Here is a 17,609-nt window from a genome sequence, read left to right as displayed (position 1 = left end):
TGAATGGCAGAAACAACTGTAAAAGAGTTTGCCGAAAGTGTTGGTCGACCTGTGGAACGTTTGCTGGAGCAGATGAGCGAAGCAGGCCTGCCACATAAACGCCAGGAAGAAAATGTTTCAGAAAAAGATAAGCAGACTCTGCTGACTTTTCTGAAGAAGAGTCATGGCGGTGAAACGGCTGAGCCAGGCAAGATTACGCTGAAACGCCGCACAACCAGTAAGTTGAAAACAGGCGGCGGTAAAAAGACTGTCAATATCGAAGTGCGAAAAAAACGCACTTATGTGAAGCGTAACGAAGCGGAACTGGCTGAAGAAAAGCGTAAGGCAGAAGAAGACGCTAAGCGCAAAGAGGCAGAAGAGGCTAAGCGTAAAGCAGCAGAAGATGCTAAGCGTAAAGAAGCAGAAGATGCTAAGCGTAAAGAAGCAGAAGATGCTAAGCGTAAAGCTGAGCAGGAAAAAGCGCCTGCTAATGCAGGAGCGAAATCTGCTGAAGATAAGCCAGCCCGTCAGCGTACATTCCGTGATGCTCCAGCTGCACCGGCTAAACCTGCCGGTAAAGGCAAGAAAACACACGGCAAGCCTGAGTTTTCTAAACGCGCCGAGGGCGGTGATGATAGCCGTCGTAGCGGCCGTAAAGATCGTGGCGGTAAGAAAGGTGGCAAGCGTGGTGGCAATGATCGTCGTGGTTCTCAGGCGAATGGGCCTAAGCGTGAACACGGTTTTGAAAAACCAACAGCACCTATCGTACGCGAGGTAGCAATTCCTGAAGCGATCACAGTCAGTGAACTGGCTGAGAAAATGGCTGTTAAAGCCGCTGAAGTGATCAAGGTTATGTTTAATATGGGCGCTATGGCGACCATTAACCAGGTGATCGATCAGGATACTGCTCAGCTCGTAGTAGAAGAGATGGGCCACAAGTTCAAGCTTATCAACGATAACGCTCTGGAAGATGACTTCCTGGATGCGATCAGCTACGAAGGTAAGGAAGTAACCCGAGCTCCAGTTGTGACTGTAATGGGCCACGTTGATCATGGTAAAACTTCCCTGCTGGATTATATCCGTCGTGCCAAAGTTGCTGATGGCGAGTCTGGAGGGATTACCCAGCATATCGGTGCTTACCATGTGGAAACCGGTCACGGCATGGTTACTTTCCTGGATACTCCAGGTCACGCTGCCTTTACTGCGATGCGTGCCCGTGGTGCTAAAGCCACTGATGTTGTAATCCTGGTTGTGGCGGCTGACGATGGTGTAATGCCTCAGACAGAAGAAGCGATTCATCACGCAAAAGCAGCAGGCGTGCCGATTGTTGTTGCAGTGAACAAGATCGATAAGGAAGCAGCTGACCCTGATCGTGTAAAAACTGAACTGGCAGCCAAAGAAGTGATCCCTGAAGAATGGGGTGGCGATGTTCCTTTTGTTCATGTATCTGCTAAAGCGGGTACGGGTGTTGATGAGCTGTTGGATGCGGTACTGCTGCAGGCTGAAATTCTGGAACTGACGGCAGTACCGGAAGCGCCGGCGAAGGGTGTGGTAGTTGAAGCTCGACTGGATAAAGGTCGTGGTCCTGTTTCAACGGTAATGGTTCAGAACGGTACCCTGCGTAAAGGTGATATGGTTCTGGCTGGCGTTCACTATGGTCGTGTACGTGCACTGATTGATGAAAATGGTCATCAGACAGAAGAAGCTGGCCCTTCTATTCCAGTTGAAATTCTGGGTTTAGATGGCACGCCTGATGCGGGTGATGAGTTCACTGTGGTTAAGGATGAGCGTAAAGCCCGTGAAGTTGCTCTGTTCCGTCAGGGTAAATTCCGCGATGTGAAACTGGCTCGTCAGCAAGCAGCTAAACTGGAGAACATGTTCGAGAACATGGGCAAAGGTGAAGTGGCTAATCTGAACGTCGTACTGAAAACCGACGTACGCGGTTCCCTGGAAGCAATCAGTGCAGCACTGCAAGACTTGTCTACCGATGAAGTGAAGGTGAATATCATCTCCTCTGGTGTGGGTGGTATTGCGGAAACTGACGCGAACCTGGCTCTGGCATCTAATGCGGTACTGGTTGGCTTTAACGTTCGTGCAGATGCTTCTGCTCGTACAATTGTTGAGCGTGAAGAGATTGACCTGCGCTACTACAGTGTGATCTATGAACTGATTGATCACGTGAAACAGGCCATGACCGGTATGCTGGCACCTGAGTTTAAAGAAGAGATTGTCGGTATCGCCGAAGTACGCGATGTCTTCCGCTCTCCGAAACTGGGTGCAATTGCAGGCTGTATGGTGGTTGAGGGTACGGTTTATCGCAATAAGAAGATCCGTGTACTGCGTGATAACGTGGTGATCTACGAGGGTGAACTGGAATCTCTGCGTCGCTTTAAAGATGACGTTAATGAAGTCCGTAACGGCGTAGAGTGTGGTATCGGCGTGAAGAACTATAACGATGTGAAAGAAGGCGATAAGATCGAAGTCTTTGACAAAGTTAAAGTAGAACGCACACTGTAATTCTGACTGAGGATTGCACTGAATGTCCCGTGAGTTTAAACGTACGGACCGGATTGGTGAGCAGCTCCAGAAGGAGCTGGCTCAGCTGATCCAGTTCCAGGTAAAAGATCCTCGTCTGGGTATGGTAACGGTAAATCATGTTCGCATCAGTCCTGATCTGGGTCATGCGGATGTTTTCGTGACCGTGCTGGGCAAGGATTCTGAAGCCGAGGCAAAAGATGATCTGGCTGTGCTGAATAGTGCAACCGGTTTTCTGCGCAGAGAAGTCGGTAAAGCGATTAAAATGCGTGTTCTGCCTCAGCTGCGTTTTCGCTATGACACCAGTCTGGTTCAGGGACAGAAGCTGTCCAGCCTGATCGAGAAAGCAGTGTCAGAAGACAAGGCGCGTAACCAGGACGATAGTGCTGATCAGAATCAGCAAGAGGACTGAGTTCGTGGCCCGACGTCGTAAAGGGCGGAACATTTCAGGTGTTCTGCTACTGAATAAGCCGAAAGGCATTTCCAGTAATGGCGTGTTACAGCGTGTACGCGCCATGCTGAATGCCAGTAAAGGTGGTCATACGGGTAATCTTGATCCGATGGCCACTGGCCTGCTTCCTCTCTGTTTTGGTGAAGCGACCAAGTTTTCCAGTTATCTGCTGGATGCCGATAAAGCCTATATTGCTTGCGCCCGTCTGGGACAGGTTTCAGACACTGGCGATGCTGAAGGTGAGATTATCCGTGAACGTCCTGTTCCTGAGCTGACTGAGCAACAGATTCTGGATGTGATGGCGCGCTTTACTGGCAATATTGAACAGATTCCTCCGATGTATTCTGCTCTTAAGCAGAATGGACAGCCACTTTATAAGTTGGCACGGGAAGGGAAGACTGTTGAGCGGAAGCCTCGTCCGGTGACGATCTTCCAGATTGAACTGATCCGCTGGCAAAGCCCTGATCTGACCTTCTCTGTACGTTGCTCAAAAGGCACTTATGTGCGTACTCTTGCAGAAGACATGGGAGAGGCTCTGGACTGTGGTGCTCATCTTATCAGTCTGCACAGAACCCATACTGGTGGTTTTGATGCTTCGGGCATGATTGATTTCGATCAGTTACAGACAGAGAAAGATAGCGGCCAGTCTCTTGATGGTCATTTGCTCAGCGCTGACATTTTAGTTGAGCATTTTGCAAAGAAACATTTGTCAGAAGCAGAAAGCAAGCGTATCCTGCACGGCCAGGATATTACCAATGACGGAGATTACTCCGGCATGGTGAGATTATATGATGTGAACAGCCGTTTTATCGGACTGGCTGAGGCATCAGCATCGGGACGTTTACAACCCCGGCGGTTAATTATAACCGACGAGGGGGAGAGCTGAACGATACCCGCCTGTGAGCAGTGATCCTGAGCACGGGCTTTTTAATTTGTTGTCTGTTACCAATCGGTAATCAGACGCATTAGGATAACTGTAAATATGCGCGGTTATCCCGAATTTATTGATCGCATATTTTTTACTGGAGAGACATCATGGCACTGTCTGCAGAAACTAAAGCAGAAATCGTAAAAGAATACCAGCTGGCTGAAGGCGATACCGGTTCTCCTGAAGTTCAGGTTGCACTGCTGACTCATAATATCAATGGTCTGCAGGGTCACTTCAAAGCGAACAAACAGGATCACCACTCTCGTCGTGGTCTGATTCGCATGGTTAACCAGCGTCGTAAGCTGCTGGACTACCTGAAGAAGAAAGATCTGGGCCGTTACAGCTCTCTGATCAAACGTCTGGGTCTGCGTCGCTAATATTAGCTACGTTGTCCACAGGACATATGGCACTTTGTTGTTGAGCATTTTGCTCATTGACAATTGATTGCCCTTTGAAGCCCGCTATCGCTTTGATAGCGGGCTTCTTTGTGTGAAAATAGCGCGCACATAGAAAGCAATAGATATTGGAAGGAAATCACCGTGAATCCGGTTACTAAGACTTTTACGTACGGCAATGAGACCGTAACGCTTGAAACGGGTCGTATTGCCCGTCAGGCCACTGGCGCTGTAATGGCTACTATGGGTGGCACCTCTGTGCTGTGTACTGTTGTTGCTAAAAAAGATGCAGCACCGGACGCGGGATTTTTTCCACTGTCTGTTCACTATCAGGAAAAAACTTACGCAGTAGGTAAGATCCCTGGTGGTTACTTTAAGCGTGAAGGTCGTCCCACTGAAACTGAGACACTGACCTCTCGTCTGATTGACCGTCCGATTCGCCCTCTGTTCCCAGACGGTTTTATGAATGAAGTGCAGGTAATCTGTACGGTGATGTCTGCGGATAAGGTTAATAACCCTGATATCGTAGCTATGATTGGCACCTCTGCAGCCCTGGCTGTATCCGGTGTACCTTTCAGCGGCCCTGTAGGTGCAGCTCGTGTAGGTTTCTCTGATGATGAAGGCTACTTGCTGAACCCAACCAGTGAGAAACTGGAAGAGTCTCTGCTGGATATGGTTGTAGCCGGTACCGAAAGTGCGGTACTGATGGTTGAGTCTGAAGCAGAAGAACTGACAGAAGACGAAATGCTGGGTGCAGTACTGTTTGCTCATAAAGAGATGCAGGCAGTCGTTCAGGCAGTACGTGAGTTCGCCGCTGAAGTAGCAACTCCAGCCTGGGACTGGCAAGCACCGGCTGAAGATACTGAAACCAAACAACTGGTTTCTCTGGCTTACGCCGACAAGATTAAAGATGCTTACAAGATCACGATCAAGCAGGACCGTTATGCGGCTCTGGGTGAACTGAAAGCTGAAGCGGTTGAAAAACTGGCTAACGAAGAGACCGGCCCATCTGCGGATGCGATTAAGTCCGCCTTCAGCAGCCTGGAAAAACAAACCGTACGTCAAACTGTAGTAAACGGTGAGCCGCGCATCGATGGTCGTGACCAGGATACTGTGCGTGGTATTAACGTTGAAGTGGGCATGCTGGCTAAAACTCACGGTTCTGCTCTGTTCACCCGTGGTGAAACTCAGGCCATCGTTACTGCGACTCTGGGTACAGCCCGTGATGCACAGATGACAGAAACGCTGGCCGGTGAAGTACGTGATCCGTTCATGCTGCACTATAACTTCCCTCCATACTCTGTCGGTGAAGCTGGCTTTATGGGTGGTCCTAAGCGTCGTGAGATCGGTCACGGCCGTCTGGCCCGTCGCGGTGTGCAAGCGGTTCTGCCAACTGAAGAAGAGTTCCCATACTCTATCCGTGTGGTTTCTGAAATCACTGAATCCAACGGCTCCAGCTCTATGGCGTCTGTCTGTGGTGCGTCTCTGGCTCTGATGGATGCGGGTGTGCCTCTGAAAGCACCGGTTGCCGGTATTGCAATGGGTCTGGTTAAAGAGGATAACGGCTTTGCTGTTCTGACCGATATTCTGGGTGACGAAGATCACCTGGGTGATATGGACTTTAAAGTTGCCGGTACTTCCGAAGGTATCACTGCCCTGCAGATGGATATCAAGATCGAAGGTATCAACGAAGAGATCATGGAAGTGGCTCTGAATAAAGCTCTGAATGCGCGCCTGCACATTCTGGGTGAGATGAATAAGGTGATCAGCACTGGTCGTGAGACTCTGTCTGAAAATGCACCGGCAATGACATCTCTGAAGATCGATCCTGAGAAGATTCGTGATGTGATCGGTAAAGGTGGTGCAACCATCCGTTCTATCTGTGAGCGTACCGGTGCGTCTATCGATATCGATGATGACGGTACCGTTAAGATTTATGCAGAAAACAAAGCTGCAGCACAGATGGCGATCGACGAAGTCGCAGGCATCACGGCTGAAGCTGAAATCGGTGCGGTATATAAAGGTACTGTGGTACGTCTGGCTGACTTTGGTGCCTTTGTTAACTTCCTGCCTGGTCAGGATGGTCTGGTACACATCTCTCAGATTGCACAGGAGCGTGTTAACGCAGTGAGCGATTACCTGAAAGAAGGTGATGTGATTGCCGTTAAGGTTCTGGACGTGGACAACCGCGGCCGTGTGAAACTGAGTGTGAAAGAAGTATCTGAAGAAGAGAAGACCGCTACTCTGGCAGAAGCCGAGTAAGCTTTTCTTCACAGAAGGCTTTAAAAAACGGGTCGCTTTATGCGGCCCGTTTTTGTTTCTGTTTGTTTATCCCGTTCTGTCCCAAAGAATGACACTGGTTTTCGGATGAGCTGAGCAGGAAAAGAAAACAGATGGGGAAAACTGTAATCAATAAAAAACCGAAGCCATAATGACTCCGGTTTCAGTATTTCACTTTTGGGTATCAGATTGAGTGAGCGCTTAACCTGTACCAAAAAGCTCTAGCGGGTATTAGTCACGCTCAACTGCCAGGGCAACACCCAGACCACCGCCGATACACAGAGTCGCCAGACCCTTCTTCGCATCTTGCTTGATCATTTCATGTACCAGAGACACCAGGATACGGCAGCCGGAAGCACCAATTGGGTGACCGATTGCGATAGCGCCACCATTAACGTTCACTTTCGACGTGTCCCAACCCAGCTCTTTGTTTACACTCAGTGCCTGAGAAGCAAAGGCTTCGTTCGCTTCAACCAGATCCAGCTCATCCAGACTCCAGCCTGCTTTTTCCAGGCAAGCACGGGTTGCAGGCGCAGGACCGATACCCATGATCTCTGGATTAACACCTACGTTAGAGTAGGCTTTGATCTTAGCCAGCACAGGCAAGCCCAGCTCTTCAGCTTTCGCTGCGCTACACAGGATTACTGCAGCTGCACCATCGTTAATAGTAGAAGCATTACCTGCAGTTACGGTACCGTCTTTCTTGAATGCAGGACGCATGCTGCTCAGCTTTTCAGCCGTTGTACCGAAGCGAGCGTTCTCGTCAGTATCAAAGACAACTGGATCGCCTTTACGCTGAGGGATAGTTACCGGGATGATTTCATCAGCAAAACGGCCACCTTTGATCGCTTCTTCCGCTTTCTGCTGAGACAGTGCTGCAAATGCATCTTGTTCTTCACGGGTTACCGAGTATTTCTCTGCCAGGTTTTCTGCGGTAATACCCATATGATAATCGTTGAACGCATCCCATAAACCGTCAACAATCATGCTGTCCTGCAGGTTCCAGTTACCCATGCGCTGGCCATTACGAGAATTTGGCAGTACGTGGGCAGACAGAGACATGTTTTCCTGGCCGCCAGCGATAATGATATCGGCATCGCCCAGACGGATAGCCTGAGTGGCCAGGTGCAATGCTTTCAGTGCAGAACCACAAACTTTGTTGATGGTCATGGCTGAAGTCGTTTCAGGCAGACCGGCTTTGATTGTTGCCTGACGCGCTGGGTTCTGACCGCAGCCTGCTGTCAGTACCTGACCCAGGATGACTTCATCAACCTGGCTACCTTCGATTCCGGTTTTTTCCAGCAGACCCTTGATTACTGTAGCGCCCAGGTCGCTTGCAGCCACAGAGCTCAGTGTTCCATTAAAACTACCAACAGCGGTACGACCCGCAGCAACGATTACAACGTCTTGCATAGGTATTTCCTTTTATCGAATCGCGAATTTTTTGTGCTTTGCAATATGCATTATGTTACAAACCACATAAGAAGAAAATAACCTTAAAAGATGACAAAAAAAAAGCTGACATGATGTCAGCTTTTTTACGAAGGTAATGTTCAGCAGTTAAGCGACCTGAACAGGAATCGCATTGCTGGTGTGAGACACCTCATTGCCTTCTTTCATGTAAATCAGTGCAGGCTTGAAGTTAGCCAGTTCTGCTTCGGTGTAGTTGGCGTAAGCGCAGATAATTACACGGTCAGCTGGTTTTGCCAGGTGAGCTGCTGCCCCGTTGACAGAAATAATACCTGAGCCTTCTTCACCGCGAATTGCGTATGTTGTAAAGCGCTCACCGTTTTCAATGTTATAAATCTGGATCTGCTCGTATTCACGGATGCCGGCCATATCCAGCAGGTTGCCGTCAATAGCGCAGGAACCCTCATACTCCAGTACTGCGTGAGTAACACGTGCCTGATGCAGCTTTGCTTTTAGCATGATGGATTGCATGATTATTAACCCTTGACCACTATTTACCTGATGCCAGAGCATATGCGGGTTTGCTGCAAAATCGAAGCAAAGTTGCGCAGTATGTCCAGCTTTTTTTAATGATTCAACGCAAATGCGATGTTGTCGATCAGTCTTGCTGAACCCATATAAGCGGCTGCGAGAATGACCAGAGAGTCATCACCTGTCTGTGCAGGTTTAAGATCTGACTGGCGTCTGACATTGAGATAGTCTGGTTTGAAGCCTGCTTTACTCAGTGTCTGTTTACCCTGATGGCATAGTGTATCAAAATCTTTATTGCCACTTTCGATAGCCTGTCGGATTTCGACTAATGTCTTGTAAAGCGCCGGAGCTGCAGCCCTTTCTGTCTCGCTCAGATAGCCATTTCGGGAACTGAGAGCCAGTCCGGAGTCAGCTCTTACGGTAGGAACACCGATAATATCGATTGGCATACACAGATCTGCTGCCATTTTACGAATGATAGCCAGCTGCTGGAAATCTTTCTGGCCGAACAGCGCTGTATCCGGCTGAACGATATTGAACAGTTTAGTAACGACCGTTGTTACCCCGGTAAAATGCCCTGGACGACTGGCACCACATAGTTCATCTCCCAGATCGGGGACATCGACCTGTGTCTGTACTCCGGTACCATTGGGATACATTTCGCAGGCATTGGGGGCAAAGAGGATATGGCAACCCGCTGCTGTCAGTTTTTCTGTATCGGTTTCCAGAGTACGTGGATAGGACTCCAGATCTTCATTGGGGCCAAATTGCATTGGGTTGACAAAAATACTGCATACCACAGTATCGGATACCTTATGCGCTTCATGTATCAGCTGGATATGGCCTGAATGCAGATTGCCCATCGTAGGAACGAAGCCAATGCGCAGACCATCCTGTCGCTGGCGGCTAAGATGTTCTCTGAGTTCTTTAATACTATGTATGACGATCATTGGAAACAGTGCTCCTCCGCCGGGAAAGTATTATCTTTAACTTCCTGGTGGAAACGGCTGATTGCCGCAGGGATAGAATCTGTCTCGGTCATAAAGTTTTTCACGAATCTGGCTGTACGCCCCATCGTCACGCCCAGCATGTCGTGTAATACCAGTACTTGTCCGTCAGTATAGGGGCCTGCACCAATGCCAATCACCGGAACCTGCACTGCCTCTGTTACCAGGCGACCAACTTCATTCGGCACGCACTCCAGAAGAATAACACTGGCACCGGCATCCACCAGAGTTTGACTGGCAGCAATAATTGCCTGAGCGGCTTCTTCTGTTTTACCCTGAACCTTATAGCCTCCGAACTGGTTCACCATCTGAGGGGTCAGTCCCAGATGGGCGCACACAGGAACGCCTCGACGGGTCAGTTCCCGGATACCCTCAGCCAGCCAGGCTTCGCCTTCAATTTTGACCATGTGGGCACCGGCCTGCATCAGTTTTCCGGCATTGATCAGCATCTGCTCCATGGATGCGTTACTCATAAATGGCATATCAGCCATAACGAGTGAACCTTTGTTACCTCGCGCGACACACTGAGTGTGGTAGGCGATGTCATCAACACTGACTGGAAGTGTGCTGTCGTGTCCCTGAAGGACCATACCCAGAGAGTCGCCAATCAGCATGACTTCTACGCCCGCTGTGCTGATCTGACTGGAGAAAGTCGCATCGTACGCTGTCAGGCAGCTGAATTTTTCGCCAGCCTGTTTCAGTTTATTCAGGGTACTGATTGTCACTGTCTTCATTGTTATCTTCCGCCATTACAATAACGCCCACTGCTTTTGGCGGTGGGCGTTTCGGAATGTGTTACTTTGACGTTACCTGCATCATAAGGTAACAAGCTGGGGTAACTTTACTCTGTATTTGTCAGTATCTGCAAGTCATCTGTCGCAATATTACGCAGAATGTCTGTAATCAAACCTTTACCCGGTAACACTATGTCAGGTGAAATTTCGCTTAATGGTAACAGAACAAAGCCTCTTTCATGCATAAAGGCATGCGGTACAGTTAAACGTTCTGTTTTAATAAAATCTTCATTAAACAAAAGAATATCCAGATCCAGTGTTCTTGGCCCCCAGTGTCTTTCTCTGATCCGACGGTGTCCCTGTTCAAGGGCCTGCAGAGCATCCAGTAGTGTATGAGCATCCAGCTCTGTTTCCAGGCAGGCTACTGCATTAACGAAGTCAGGCTGGTCCTGAGGGCCGACGGGTTTGCTGCTATAAAGAGAAGATGCCCTGTATACATGCGTTGCAGGAAGATTATCCAGTTCCTGCAACGCTGTCAGAAGCTGTTGAACAGGATTTTCCAGGTTGCTGCCCAGGCCAATGTAAACCGTATTCATCATGATGACTTATTGCGTTTCCGGTTATTACGATAACGGGAGCGGCGGCGTTTTTTCGGTGTGCCTTCTTCTCCGGTATTCTGCAACAGGTTTTTTCTGCCGTGGGAATCGGTATCCTGGAATGAAGTCCACCAGTCAGCCAGTGCTTTTACCTCTTCGCCGGATTCTGCCCGCAAAACAAGAAAATCATAAGCTGCACGAAAACGCGGGTGCTCTGCTGTCTGGAATGCGCGTTTTCCCTGGCGCCTTTCCAGTCTTAATTGAAATTCCCAGATTTCCCGCATAGGCTGGCTGAAACGCTTGGGTATTGACGTAAAGTCGGATTGGGCAAAGAGTACCTGTTGCCCGGCCTGCTGCATAGCTGGTACCGGTGGAATACCTTCTTCCATCAATTCCCTGAATGCGTTCTGTATCACTGGCCAGAGTATTGCGGCAAACAAAAAGGCCGGAGTAACAGGCTTATTTGCTAAGATCCGTCGGTCCGTATTTTCCAGTGCTCTGATAATAAAATCTTCTTTTTCCGGGTGAAGGCTGAGTTGCTCGCTGGTATAAGGAAACAGCTGCTGTAGTAGCTGATATTCCTTCAATAGCAGAAAGGTTGCCGCAGCCTGACCGGACAGGAAGAGTTTCAGAACCTCTTCAAACAGACGAGCCGCAGGAATCTGACGCAGCAATTCGGCCATTGGCCGGATAGGGCTTGCGGTTTCTGGGGCTATGCTGAAATCGAGTTTAGCCGCAAAGCGGATGGCTCTGAGCATTCGCACAGGATCTTCACGATACCGGGTTTCCGGGTCGCCAATCATACGAATACAGCGCTGATTGATATCCCGGATACCGCTGGCGTAGTCATAGATCGCAAAATCCCTGATATTGTAATACAGGGCGTTAATTGTGAAGTCTCTTCGCAGTGCATCCTCTTCAATGGTACCGTAGACATTGTCTCTGACTAGCAGGCCATTTTCAGTCTGAGAAGAATGGGAGCGCGCCGTACTTTCCTCAGGTGGTGCCCGGAAAGTTGTAACTTCAATAATTTCCCTGCCGTAACGTACGTGTACGATACGAAATCGACGACCAATAATGCGGGCATTATGGAATAGGGATTTTACCTGTTCCGGAGTCGCATTAGTGGCGACGTCAAAATCTTTCGGATGCAGATCAAGCAGTGCGTCGCGAACGCAACCACCTACCAGAAAAGCATCAAAATTGGCTTTTTTCAGTCGATAAAGCACCTTGAGTGCATTGTCTGAAATGCCGGAACGGCTTACAGGATGTTCGTCACGGGAGACAATACTCAATTCATAAGGAGCGGAATTGGATTGAGGCGAACTGTCTGTTCTGAGCAGTTGCCGGATAGTCTTGCCGGGACGCTTTAGAAATGAAGGAATTCCTTTTAGCATCTCAGGATCTTGAATCTGTGAATAGGAGCAAAGAGTGTACCCTAAAATAAAAACGGGGCCAAACTAGTGGCCCCGTTGAATAACTGCCCGCTTCCATGCAGACGATATGTCAGACTTCGGTAAATCGCTCTGAATACGCAATGACAGTCTATCGGTGGACAAACCCTGGTGGCTAAACCTGTTATTTTTGTTTTCCAGTACGAAGTATCACTACTTCTGGTCTGGACCGCCTCGTATTCAAAACAATTATCCAATGATGATTCTTTTCTGCCCGCTGTTGTTTTTATTTTCAGGCATGCATCTTTACAGCGTTGTTTTATTGTTATTGTTACAAGCTTGGATGCGTGAGTTCGCTACGGTTAATCTTTTTGACCTGGCTTTTTATTGTTGTTCCAGGTTTGGCTTCGTTCAGGCTTTGTTTTTGTTTTTACCTTCAGCTGCCAGATTGTTTCAGACTCTTATTATTTTTGTTGGGTGAGTCTGTTAATGAGTTGCCGCTTATTGTTTTTATTTCGGCGAGAACGTTAACCGTCGTTCTTGTTGTTCTTGATATAAGATATAGCATTTGATGTGCCATTTTTTTAAAAATTCTTTTAAAACAATTGCTTATGGTTTTTTTGCTTGAGGTGGTGATATCACAGATATCAGATTGTTACCTGTGAAACCATTTTTTTGGGGGGAGTCTGTGTGTTACGGTAACACTCGGTTCATTTACCGAGTGTTACGATGTTTTTGTCAGATTTGTGAACTCAGCCTCGTTTTTTCTGGCCGGACTTTCGACGTGGAATACCCAGACGCTGGCGCCTTTCCCACAGACACTTCCGACTGATTCCCAGCTTTTGTGCCAGTTCTGTTTCGCTCATCTGATCCTGATGCTCCAGTACAAAATGCTGGAAATAGTCTTCAAGAGACAAGTCATCCGGTGCTTTAGTTCCATCATTTCTGGGAATTGAGCGTTGTGGGCCTCCAATTGAAGGTAAAGCAGACTGAGCTCCGGGAGCTGATTGAATACTGACAGGTGGTTGACGTTCTGGTGGCTCTATACCCAGGTCGTCCAGGTGTATCAGATTACCTTCTGCCAGAATCACACCTCGTTCAATCGCATTTTCCAGCTCGCGGACGTTACCTGGCCAGTTATACTTGCTAATAGCATCACAGGCATGGCGGGATAATCTGAGATTGCCCTTTTCCATCCGGGTGCAGGCTTTTCCCAGCAAAAATTCGGCAATCTCCAGAATATCATCGCCACGCTCTTTCAGAGCAGGCAGTGCAATCTCCATCACATTCAGCCGGTAGTACAGATCCAGACGAAATTCCCCTTCGCTGGATAACTTCTTCAGATTTCTGTGAGTTGCTGCGACCAGACGGACATTGACCTTTTTGGATTGAACCGATCCAATCCGACGGATTTCACCTTCCTGGAGAACACGCAGCAGGCGAGCCTGAGCTTCCAGTGGCAGTTCACCAATTTCATCCAGAAATAGCGTACCGCCATCAGCGGCTTCGACCAGGCCGCTACGATTGGTATTGGCACCGGTAAACGCTCCTTTCTCGTAGCCAAATAGTTCAGACTCAATCAGGGTTTCAGGAATAGCGGCACAGTTAACAGAAATCAGAGGGGCATTTTTGCGGCTACTCTGGTTATGAATCGCTTTAGCTACCAGCTCTTTACCTGTCCCTGACTCGCCCTGAACCAGTACCGTGGCATCGGTTGGAGCCACTTTCCGTATTCTGTGATAGACCGCCTGCATCGAAGGACAGTTACCTATCATGCCCATATTACCCGGTTCAGATGCTTCTTCTTTCGTAGCCAGGTCTGATGGTTCGTCATCAGGCGTGCCTGCTTTCTTACCTCTCTGACTGAGTATCCGGTTAACCGCTTCCAGCATTTCGCCATGATCGAAGGGCTTGGCAATATAATCAACCGCACCCATTTTCATCGAATCTACCGCGGAACGCAGACTGGCATAGCTGGTCATGATCAACACAGGTATACCTTTTGCCAGTTCGATCAGATCCGTCCCCGGCGTTTTTGGTAAACGCAGATCTGAGATAATCAGTTCAAATTCGTTCAGCCGGAAACTTTCCAGTGCCTCGTCAACAGAGGCTGCTTCACTGACCTGGAAATCATTTCTTTCAAGAAGACGTTTCAGTGCAGTGCGAATAATATCTTCGTCTTCTACTACCAGAATTTTGGTCATAGTTATGTCCACGCGGATTCGCTTTTGGCTTCAGCATGATGCTGGGGCAGGGTGATATTGACCTGAGTACCCCGATTCTGTATCCGGTCTGCCGGGCTGACGATGTGTATCTGGCCGTAATGTTCCTCAACAATACTGTATACCAGAGCCAGCCCCAGGCCGGTCCCTTCTCCCGGTTCTTTGGTGGTAAAGAAGGGTTCAAAAATATGCTCTAACTGATCTTCAGGAATACCACAGCCGTTGTCTGTTACCGAGACTGTTACCGTGTTTTCCTGACAGGTAGCAGTAATAGTAACACTTTCTCCTGCCTCTGAGGCATCCCTTGCGTTGCCCAGCAGGTTGACGAACACCTGAATCAGTTTCTGAATGTCACCGATCACCTGTAACTCTGGGGAACACTCATTAATAAAGTCGATGTCTTTGCCTTTAGAGGTCAGGGATACCAGGCTGAGGGCCTCATCAATGGCTGCACGGATATGCATGGGTTCCTGCTGGTCCTGACCGGTATGACGCCCCGCATGAGCAAAGCTGACCAGGGAGTGCACGATGCGGCTGACCCTTTTCGTTAGCTGCAGGATCTGCTCTGCTGTTTCTTCAATAACTTCCGGATTGTCCGTTTCGTACTTAAGATTCTGAACCAGAGACGATATGCCGGTAATCGGATTACCAATTTCATGGGCAACTCCGGCAGCCAGTCGCCCGATACTGGCCAGCCTTTCACTATGTACCAGTTCTTCTTCCAGTTGCTGGGTCTCAGTATGATCTTCCAGCAGAATAACAGAGCCATCCATATGGGATAAGGGTTCTTCAATATGGGCCTGATGCAGGGAGAACCAGCGATGCTGGCCATTATCCTGGGTAACCTTCTGGAAAATATGGGGCTGATCCGGCTGGCTGATAAACTCTCCCAGAAGGGTATACCAGGGCTCAGGTAGCGCATCAAAACTAGAGCCTACTACTTCCTGTGCGGAAATACCGGTCAGCTGTACCATACTGTGATTCCACATCAGAATTTCTCTGTCATTGCCCAGTGAACAGACGCCAATTGGCAAGTATTCCAGTGTCTGACGGTGATAGCGCCGAAGACTATCCAGTTCCTTGGCCAGACCTGTTAGCTGAGAGCGATAGTTTTCCAGACGGGTTTCAACAAAATGAATATCTTCCGAGTGGCTCTGATGATTACCGGGTTGCCAGGGCAGGTACTGATCAACAATTTCCTGAGCAATGGCAGGGCCCATCAGGCCTGACAGGTTAGCCTGAATCCTGTCTCTCAGGCGGCGTAAAGCGTAGGGTCTGTCATCACTGGCTTCCAGCTTCAGATCCTTCAGTGCCGTTTCAACTTCCCGAGCGGCGGTGGCAGGCCCAAGGGGGACAGTCAGGAAGCTGACAAAATCCTGACAGGTTCTGGCTTTTAGCTGCAGTCTGTGGGGTCTGGATAAAGCATCAACAGTACAGGCACTGGCTCCTTCTTTTTCAGCCTCGCTGGGCTGAATAAATAATGATGTGCAGATGAAGACAATGATGTTGGCCGTAACAGACGTAAGAGCAACCTGATACCAGCCATCACTGCCAGAATGGAATACCAGGTTTGAGGCTGGAAGTGTCACCTGGTCCAGGTTGTAGAGTAACGGAATAACCTGACCGAAGATCCATATACCGATACCGGTACAGAGCCCGGCTACCAGGCCGATACGATTCGCCGTAGGCCAGTACAGCACTGCGAGGATACCTGGCAAAAACTGTAATATGCCAACAAATGAGGTCAGCCCCAGACTAGCCAGATCATGTTTAACACCCAGAGTCCGGTAGAACAGATAGGCAGCGATAATAATGGTGCCTATCAGCAAACGGCGGAACCAGAGCAGCCAGTTGTAAATATCAAAGCGGGCACCGGGCTGGTAAACGGCCAGCACCAGATGGTTCAGTGTCATAGCTGCCAGCGCCATAGTGACCAGAATTATAGTGCCACTGGCAGCAGACAGTCCGGCAACAAACACCAGTATTCCCAGCCAGCCATCAGTCGCTTCCTTCCCGATACCCAGAATCATATATTCTGGACGCAGACTGAGACCTTCTGCCATGCCTGCCCATAAAATAACAGGTACCGGAAGGCTCAGTAGTAACAGATAAAGCGGCAGAGCCCAACTGGAACGGAACAGTACCTCAGTGGACTGGTTTTCAGTGAAAATAATATGGAACATGTGGGGCATAGCGACAGCAGCAGCAAAAAATAGCAGTAACATAGTACGCCACTGGCCTGCCTGTAAGGGTTGTTGCAGAGCTTTCAACTGATCACTGTGATCCTGTAACCACACCTCTAGTCCCTGATACCCGCCGAAAATGATGAAGAATGCATAACCGCCAATGGCCAGCATCAGGACGAGCTTGATAACAGACTCAAAAGCAATGGCGACCACCAGACTCTCATGTTTTTCCCGCAGTGAGGTGTGGCGGGCACCGAACAGAATAGCAAAGGTAGTAATCACCAGGCAGAATGCCAGTGCCAGAGTGTGAGGGGAGGACTCATTGGTCAGAATATAGATAGAGTCTGCCACTGCCTGAATCTGCAAGGCCAGAAGAGGCAGAGCACCCATTAACATAAAGACAGTTACCAGGCTGCCAATCCATCGGCTTCGGAAGCGGAATGCAAACAAATCGGCCAGAGAGGATAGCTGATAAGTGCGAGTGATGCGCAGAATCGGAACCAGCAAAACCGGTGCCAGAACAAAGGCTCCGGCAACGCCCAGATAATATGACAGAAAGCCGTAACCGTGCTGATTGGCAAGCCCGACAGAGCCGTAAACAGCCCAGGCACTGGCATATACTCCCAACGATAGTACATAGACTACCGGGTGCCGGGTCAGTTTTCGGGGGAGCCACTGTCGTTCTGTGGCGTAAGCGCACAGAAACAGAATCAGCAGATAACCGACGCCAATGGCAAAAATTTGCCCAAGACTGAAACTAAAGCTCATCAAGTTTTCTCTTCTGTTCTAACCATACGGAAATACCTATCAGAGCAGCCCAGACCAGATAAGGCCGATACCAGCTGCCGTTACTATCACCCCACCAGTCCATCAGCACGGGAGAAAAAAGGTAACCGGCAAACACCAGAAACAGAATAAGACGGTAAATATACATAGAGGCCTCTCTGGAAAGGCTGAGTTA

General features: G+C 49.0%; 14 protein-coding genes. 5 read left to right on the top strand and 9 right to left on the bottom strand.

All coding sequences use genetic code 11. The features are described 5' to 3' along the window. Nucleotides 1-3: 3 nt before the first annotated feature. From infB to pnp, 5 genes are all read left to right on the top strand, one after another. A complete protein-coding gene (gene infB / locus H4O21_RS15915; RefSeq protein WP_182809868.1) occupies nt 4-2,496 on the top strand; it encodes a translation initiation factor IF-2 in 2,493 nt (830 codons plus the stop codon). 22 nt (nt 2,497-2,518) lie between these two features. Continuing rightward, complete coding sequence (gene rbfA / locus H4O21_RS15910; protein ID WP_182809867.1) at nt 2,519-2,926, top strand: 30S ribosome-binding factor RbfA; 408 nt, start codon at nt 2,519-2,521, stop codon at nt 2,924-2,926. A 4-nt stretch (nt 2,927-2,930) separates the two neighbouring features. Then, nucleotides 2,931-3,851 carry a tRNA pseudouridine(55) synthase TruB gene (gene truB / locus H4O21_RS15905; RefSeq protein ID WP_182809866.1) on the top strand — a complete coding sequence of 307 codons (921 nt, stop codon included), beginning with the start codon at nt 2,931-2,933 and terminating at the stop codon, nt 3,849-3,851. Nucleotides 3,852-4,000: 149 nt separating this feature from the next. Then, on the top strand, nt 4,001-4,270 hold the full coding sequence (gene rpsO / locus H4O21_RS15900; protein WP_182809865.1) for a 30S ribosomal protein S15: 270 nt from the start codon (nt 4,001-4,003) through the stop codon (nt 4,268-4,270). A gap of 162 nt (nt 4,271-4,432) precedes the next feature. Next, nucleotides 4,433-6,550, top strand: a complete 2,118-nt coding sequence (pnp, locus tag H4O21_RS15895; protein ID WP_182809864.1) for a polyribonucleotide nucleotidyltransferase — start codon at nt 4,433-4,435, stop codon at nt 6,548-6,550. 249 nt (nt 6,551-6,799) lie between these two features. On the opposite strand, the gene H4O21_RS15890 is transcribed toward pnp, so the two are convergent. From H4O21_RS15890 to H4O21_RS15850, 9 genes are all read right to left on the bottom strand, one after another. Then, nucleotides 6,800-7,981: an acetyl-CoA C-acetyltransferase gene (locus tag H4O21_RS15890; protein ID WP_182809863.1), complete on the bottom strand. Its 1,182-nt coding sequence runs from the start codon at nt 7,979-7,981 to the stop codon at nt 6,800-6,802. A 147-nt stretch (nt 7,982-8,128) separates the two neighbouring features. Next, nucleotides 8,129-8,509 (bottom strand): aspartate 1-decarboxylase, encoded by a 381-nt coding sequence (gene panD, locus H4O21_RS15885; protein ID WP_182809862.1) that lies wholly within the window; start codon nt 8,507-8,509, stop codon nt 8,129-8,131. Nucleotides 8,510-8,604: 95 nt separating this feature from the next. Next, entirely contained in the window at nt 8,605-9,459 is an 855-nt protein-coding gene (panC, locus tag H4O21_RS15880; RefSeq protein WP_182809861.1) for a pantoate--beta-alanine ligase, read from the bottom strand. Continuing rightward, nucleotides 9,456-10,250: a 3-methyl-2-oxobutanoate hydroxymethyltransferase gene (gene panB / locus H4O21_RS15875; RefSeq protein ID WP_182809860.1), complete on the bottom strand. Its 795-nt coding sequence runs from the start codon at nt 10,248-10,250 to the stop codon at nt 9,456-9,458. Before panB ends, panC begins: the two co-directional genes overlap by 4 nt. Nucleotides 10,251-10,357: 107 nt before the next feature. Beyond that, nucleotides 10,358-10,846: a 2-amino-4-hydroxy-6-hydroxymethyldihydropteridine diphosphokinase gene (gene folK / locus H4O21_RS15870; RefSeq protein ID WP_182809911.1), complete on the bottom strand. Its 489-nt coding sequence runs from the start codon at nt 10,844-10,846 to the stop codon at nt 10,358-10,360. After that, entirely contained in the window at nt 10,846-12,243 is a 1,398-nt protein-coding gene (gene pcnB, locus H4O21_RS15865; RefSeq protein ID WP_182809859.1) for a polynucleotide adenylyltransferase PcnB, read from the bottom strand. The genes folK and pcnB overlap by 1 nt, the downstream gene beginning before the upstream one ends. Nucleotides 12,244-12,992: 749 nt before the next feature. Further along, complete coding sequence (locus H4O21_RS15860; protein ID WP_182809858.1) at nt 12,993-14,444, bottom strand: sigma-54-dependent transcriptional regulator; 1,452 nt, start codon at nt 14,442-14,444, stop codon at nt 12,993-12,995. 2 nt (nt 14,445-14,446) lie between these two features. Further along, nucleotides 14,447-17,416 (bottom strand): sensor histidine kinase, encoded by a 2,970-nt coding sequence (locus H4O21_RS15855; protein ID WP_182809857.1) that lies wholly within the window; start codon nt 17,414-17,416, stop codon nt 14,447-14,449. After that, nucleotides 17,406-17,582 (bottom strand): hypothetical protein, encoded by a 177-nt coding sequence (locus tag H4O21_RS15850; protein WP_028299614.1) that lies wholly within the window; start codon nt 17,580-17,582, stop codon nt 17,406-17,408. The genes H4O21_RS15855 and H4O21_RS15850 overlap by 11 nt, the downstream gene beginning before the upstream one ends. Nucleotides 17,583-17,609 lie beyond the last annotated feature (27 nt).

Origin of the sequence: Oceanospirillum sediminis (assembly GCF_014164585.1) — a bacterium.
Lineage (GTDB): Bacteria > Pseudomonadota > Gammaproteobacteria > Pseudomonadales > Halomonadaceae > Oceanospirillum > Oceanospirillum sediminis.
This window is presented reverse-complemented; position numbering and strand designations above follow the sequence as displayed.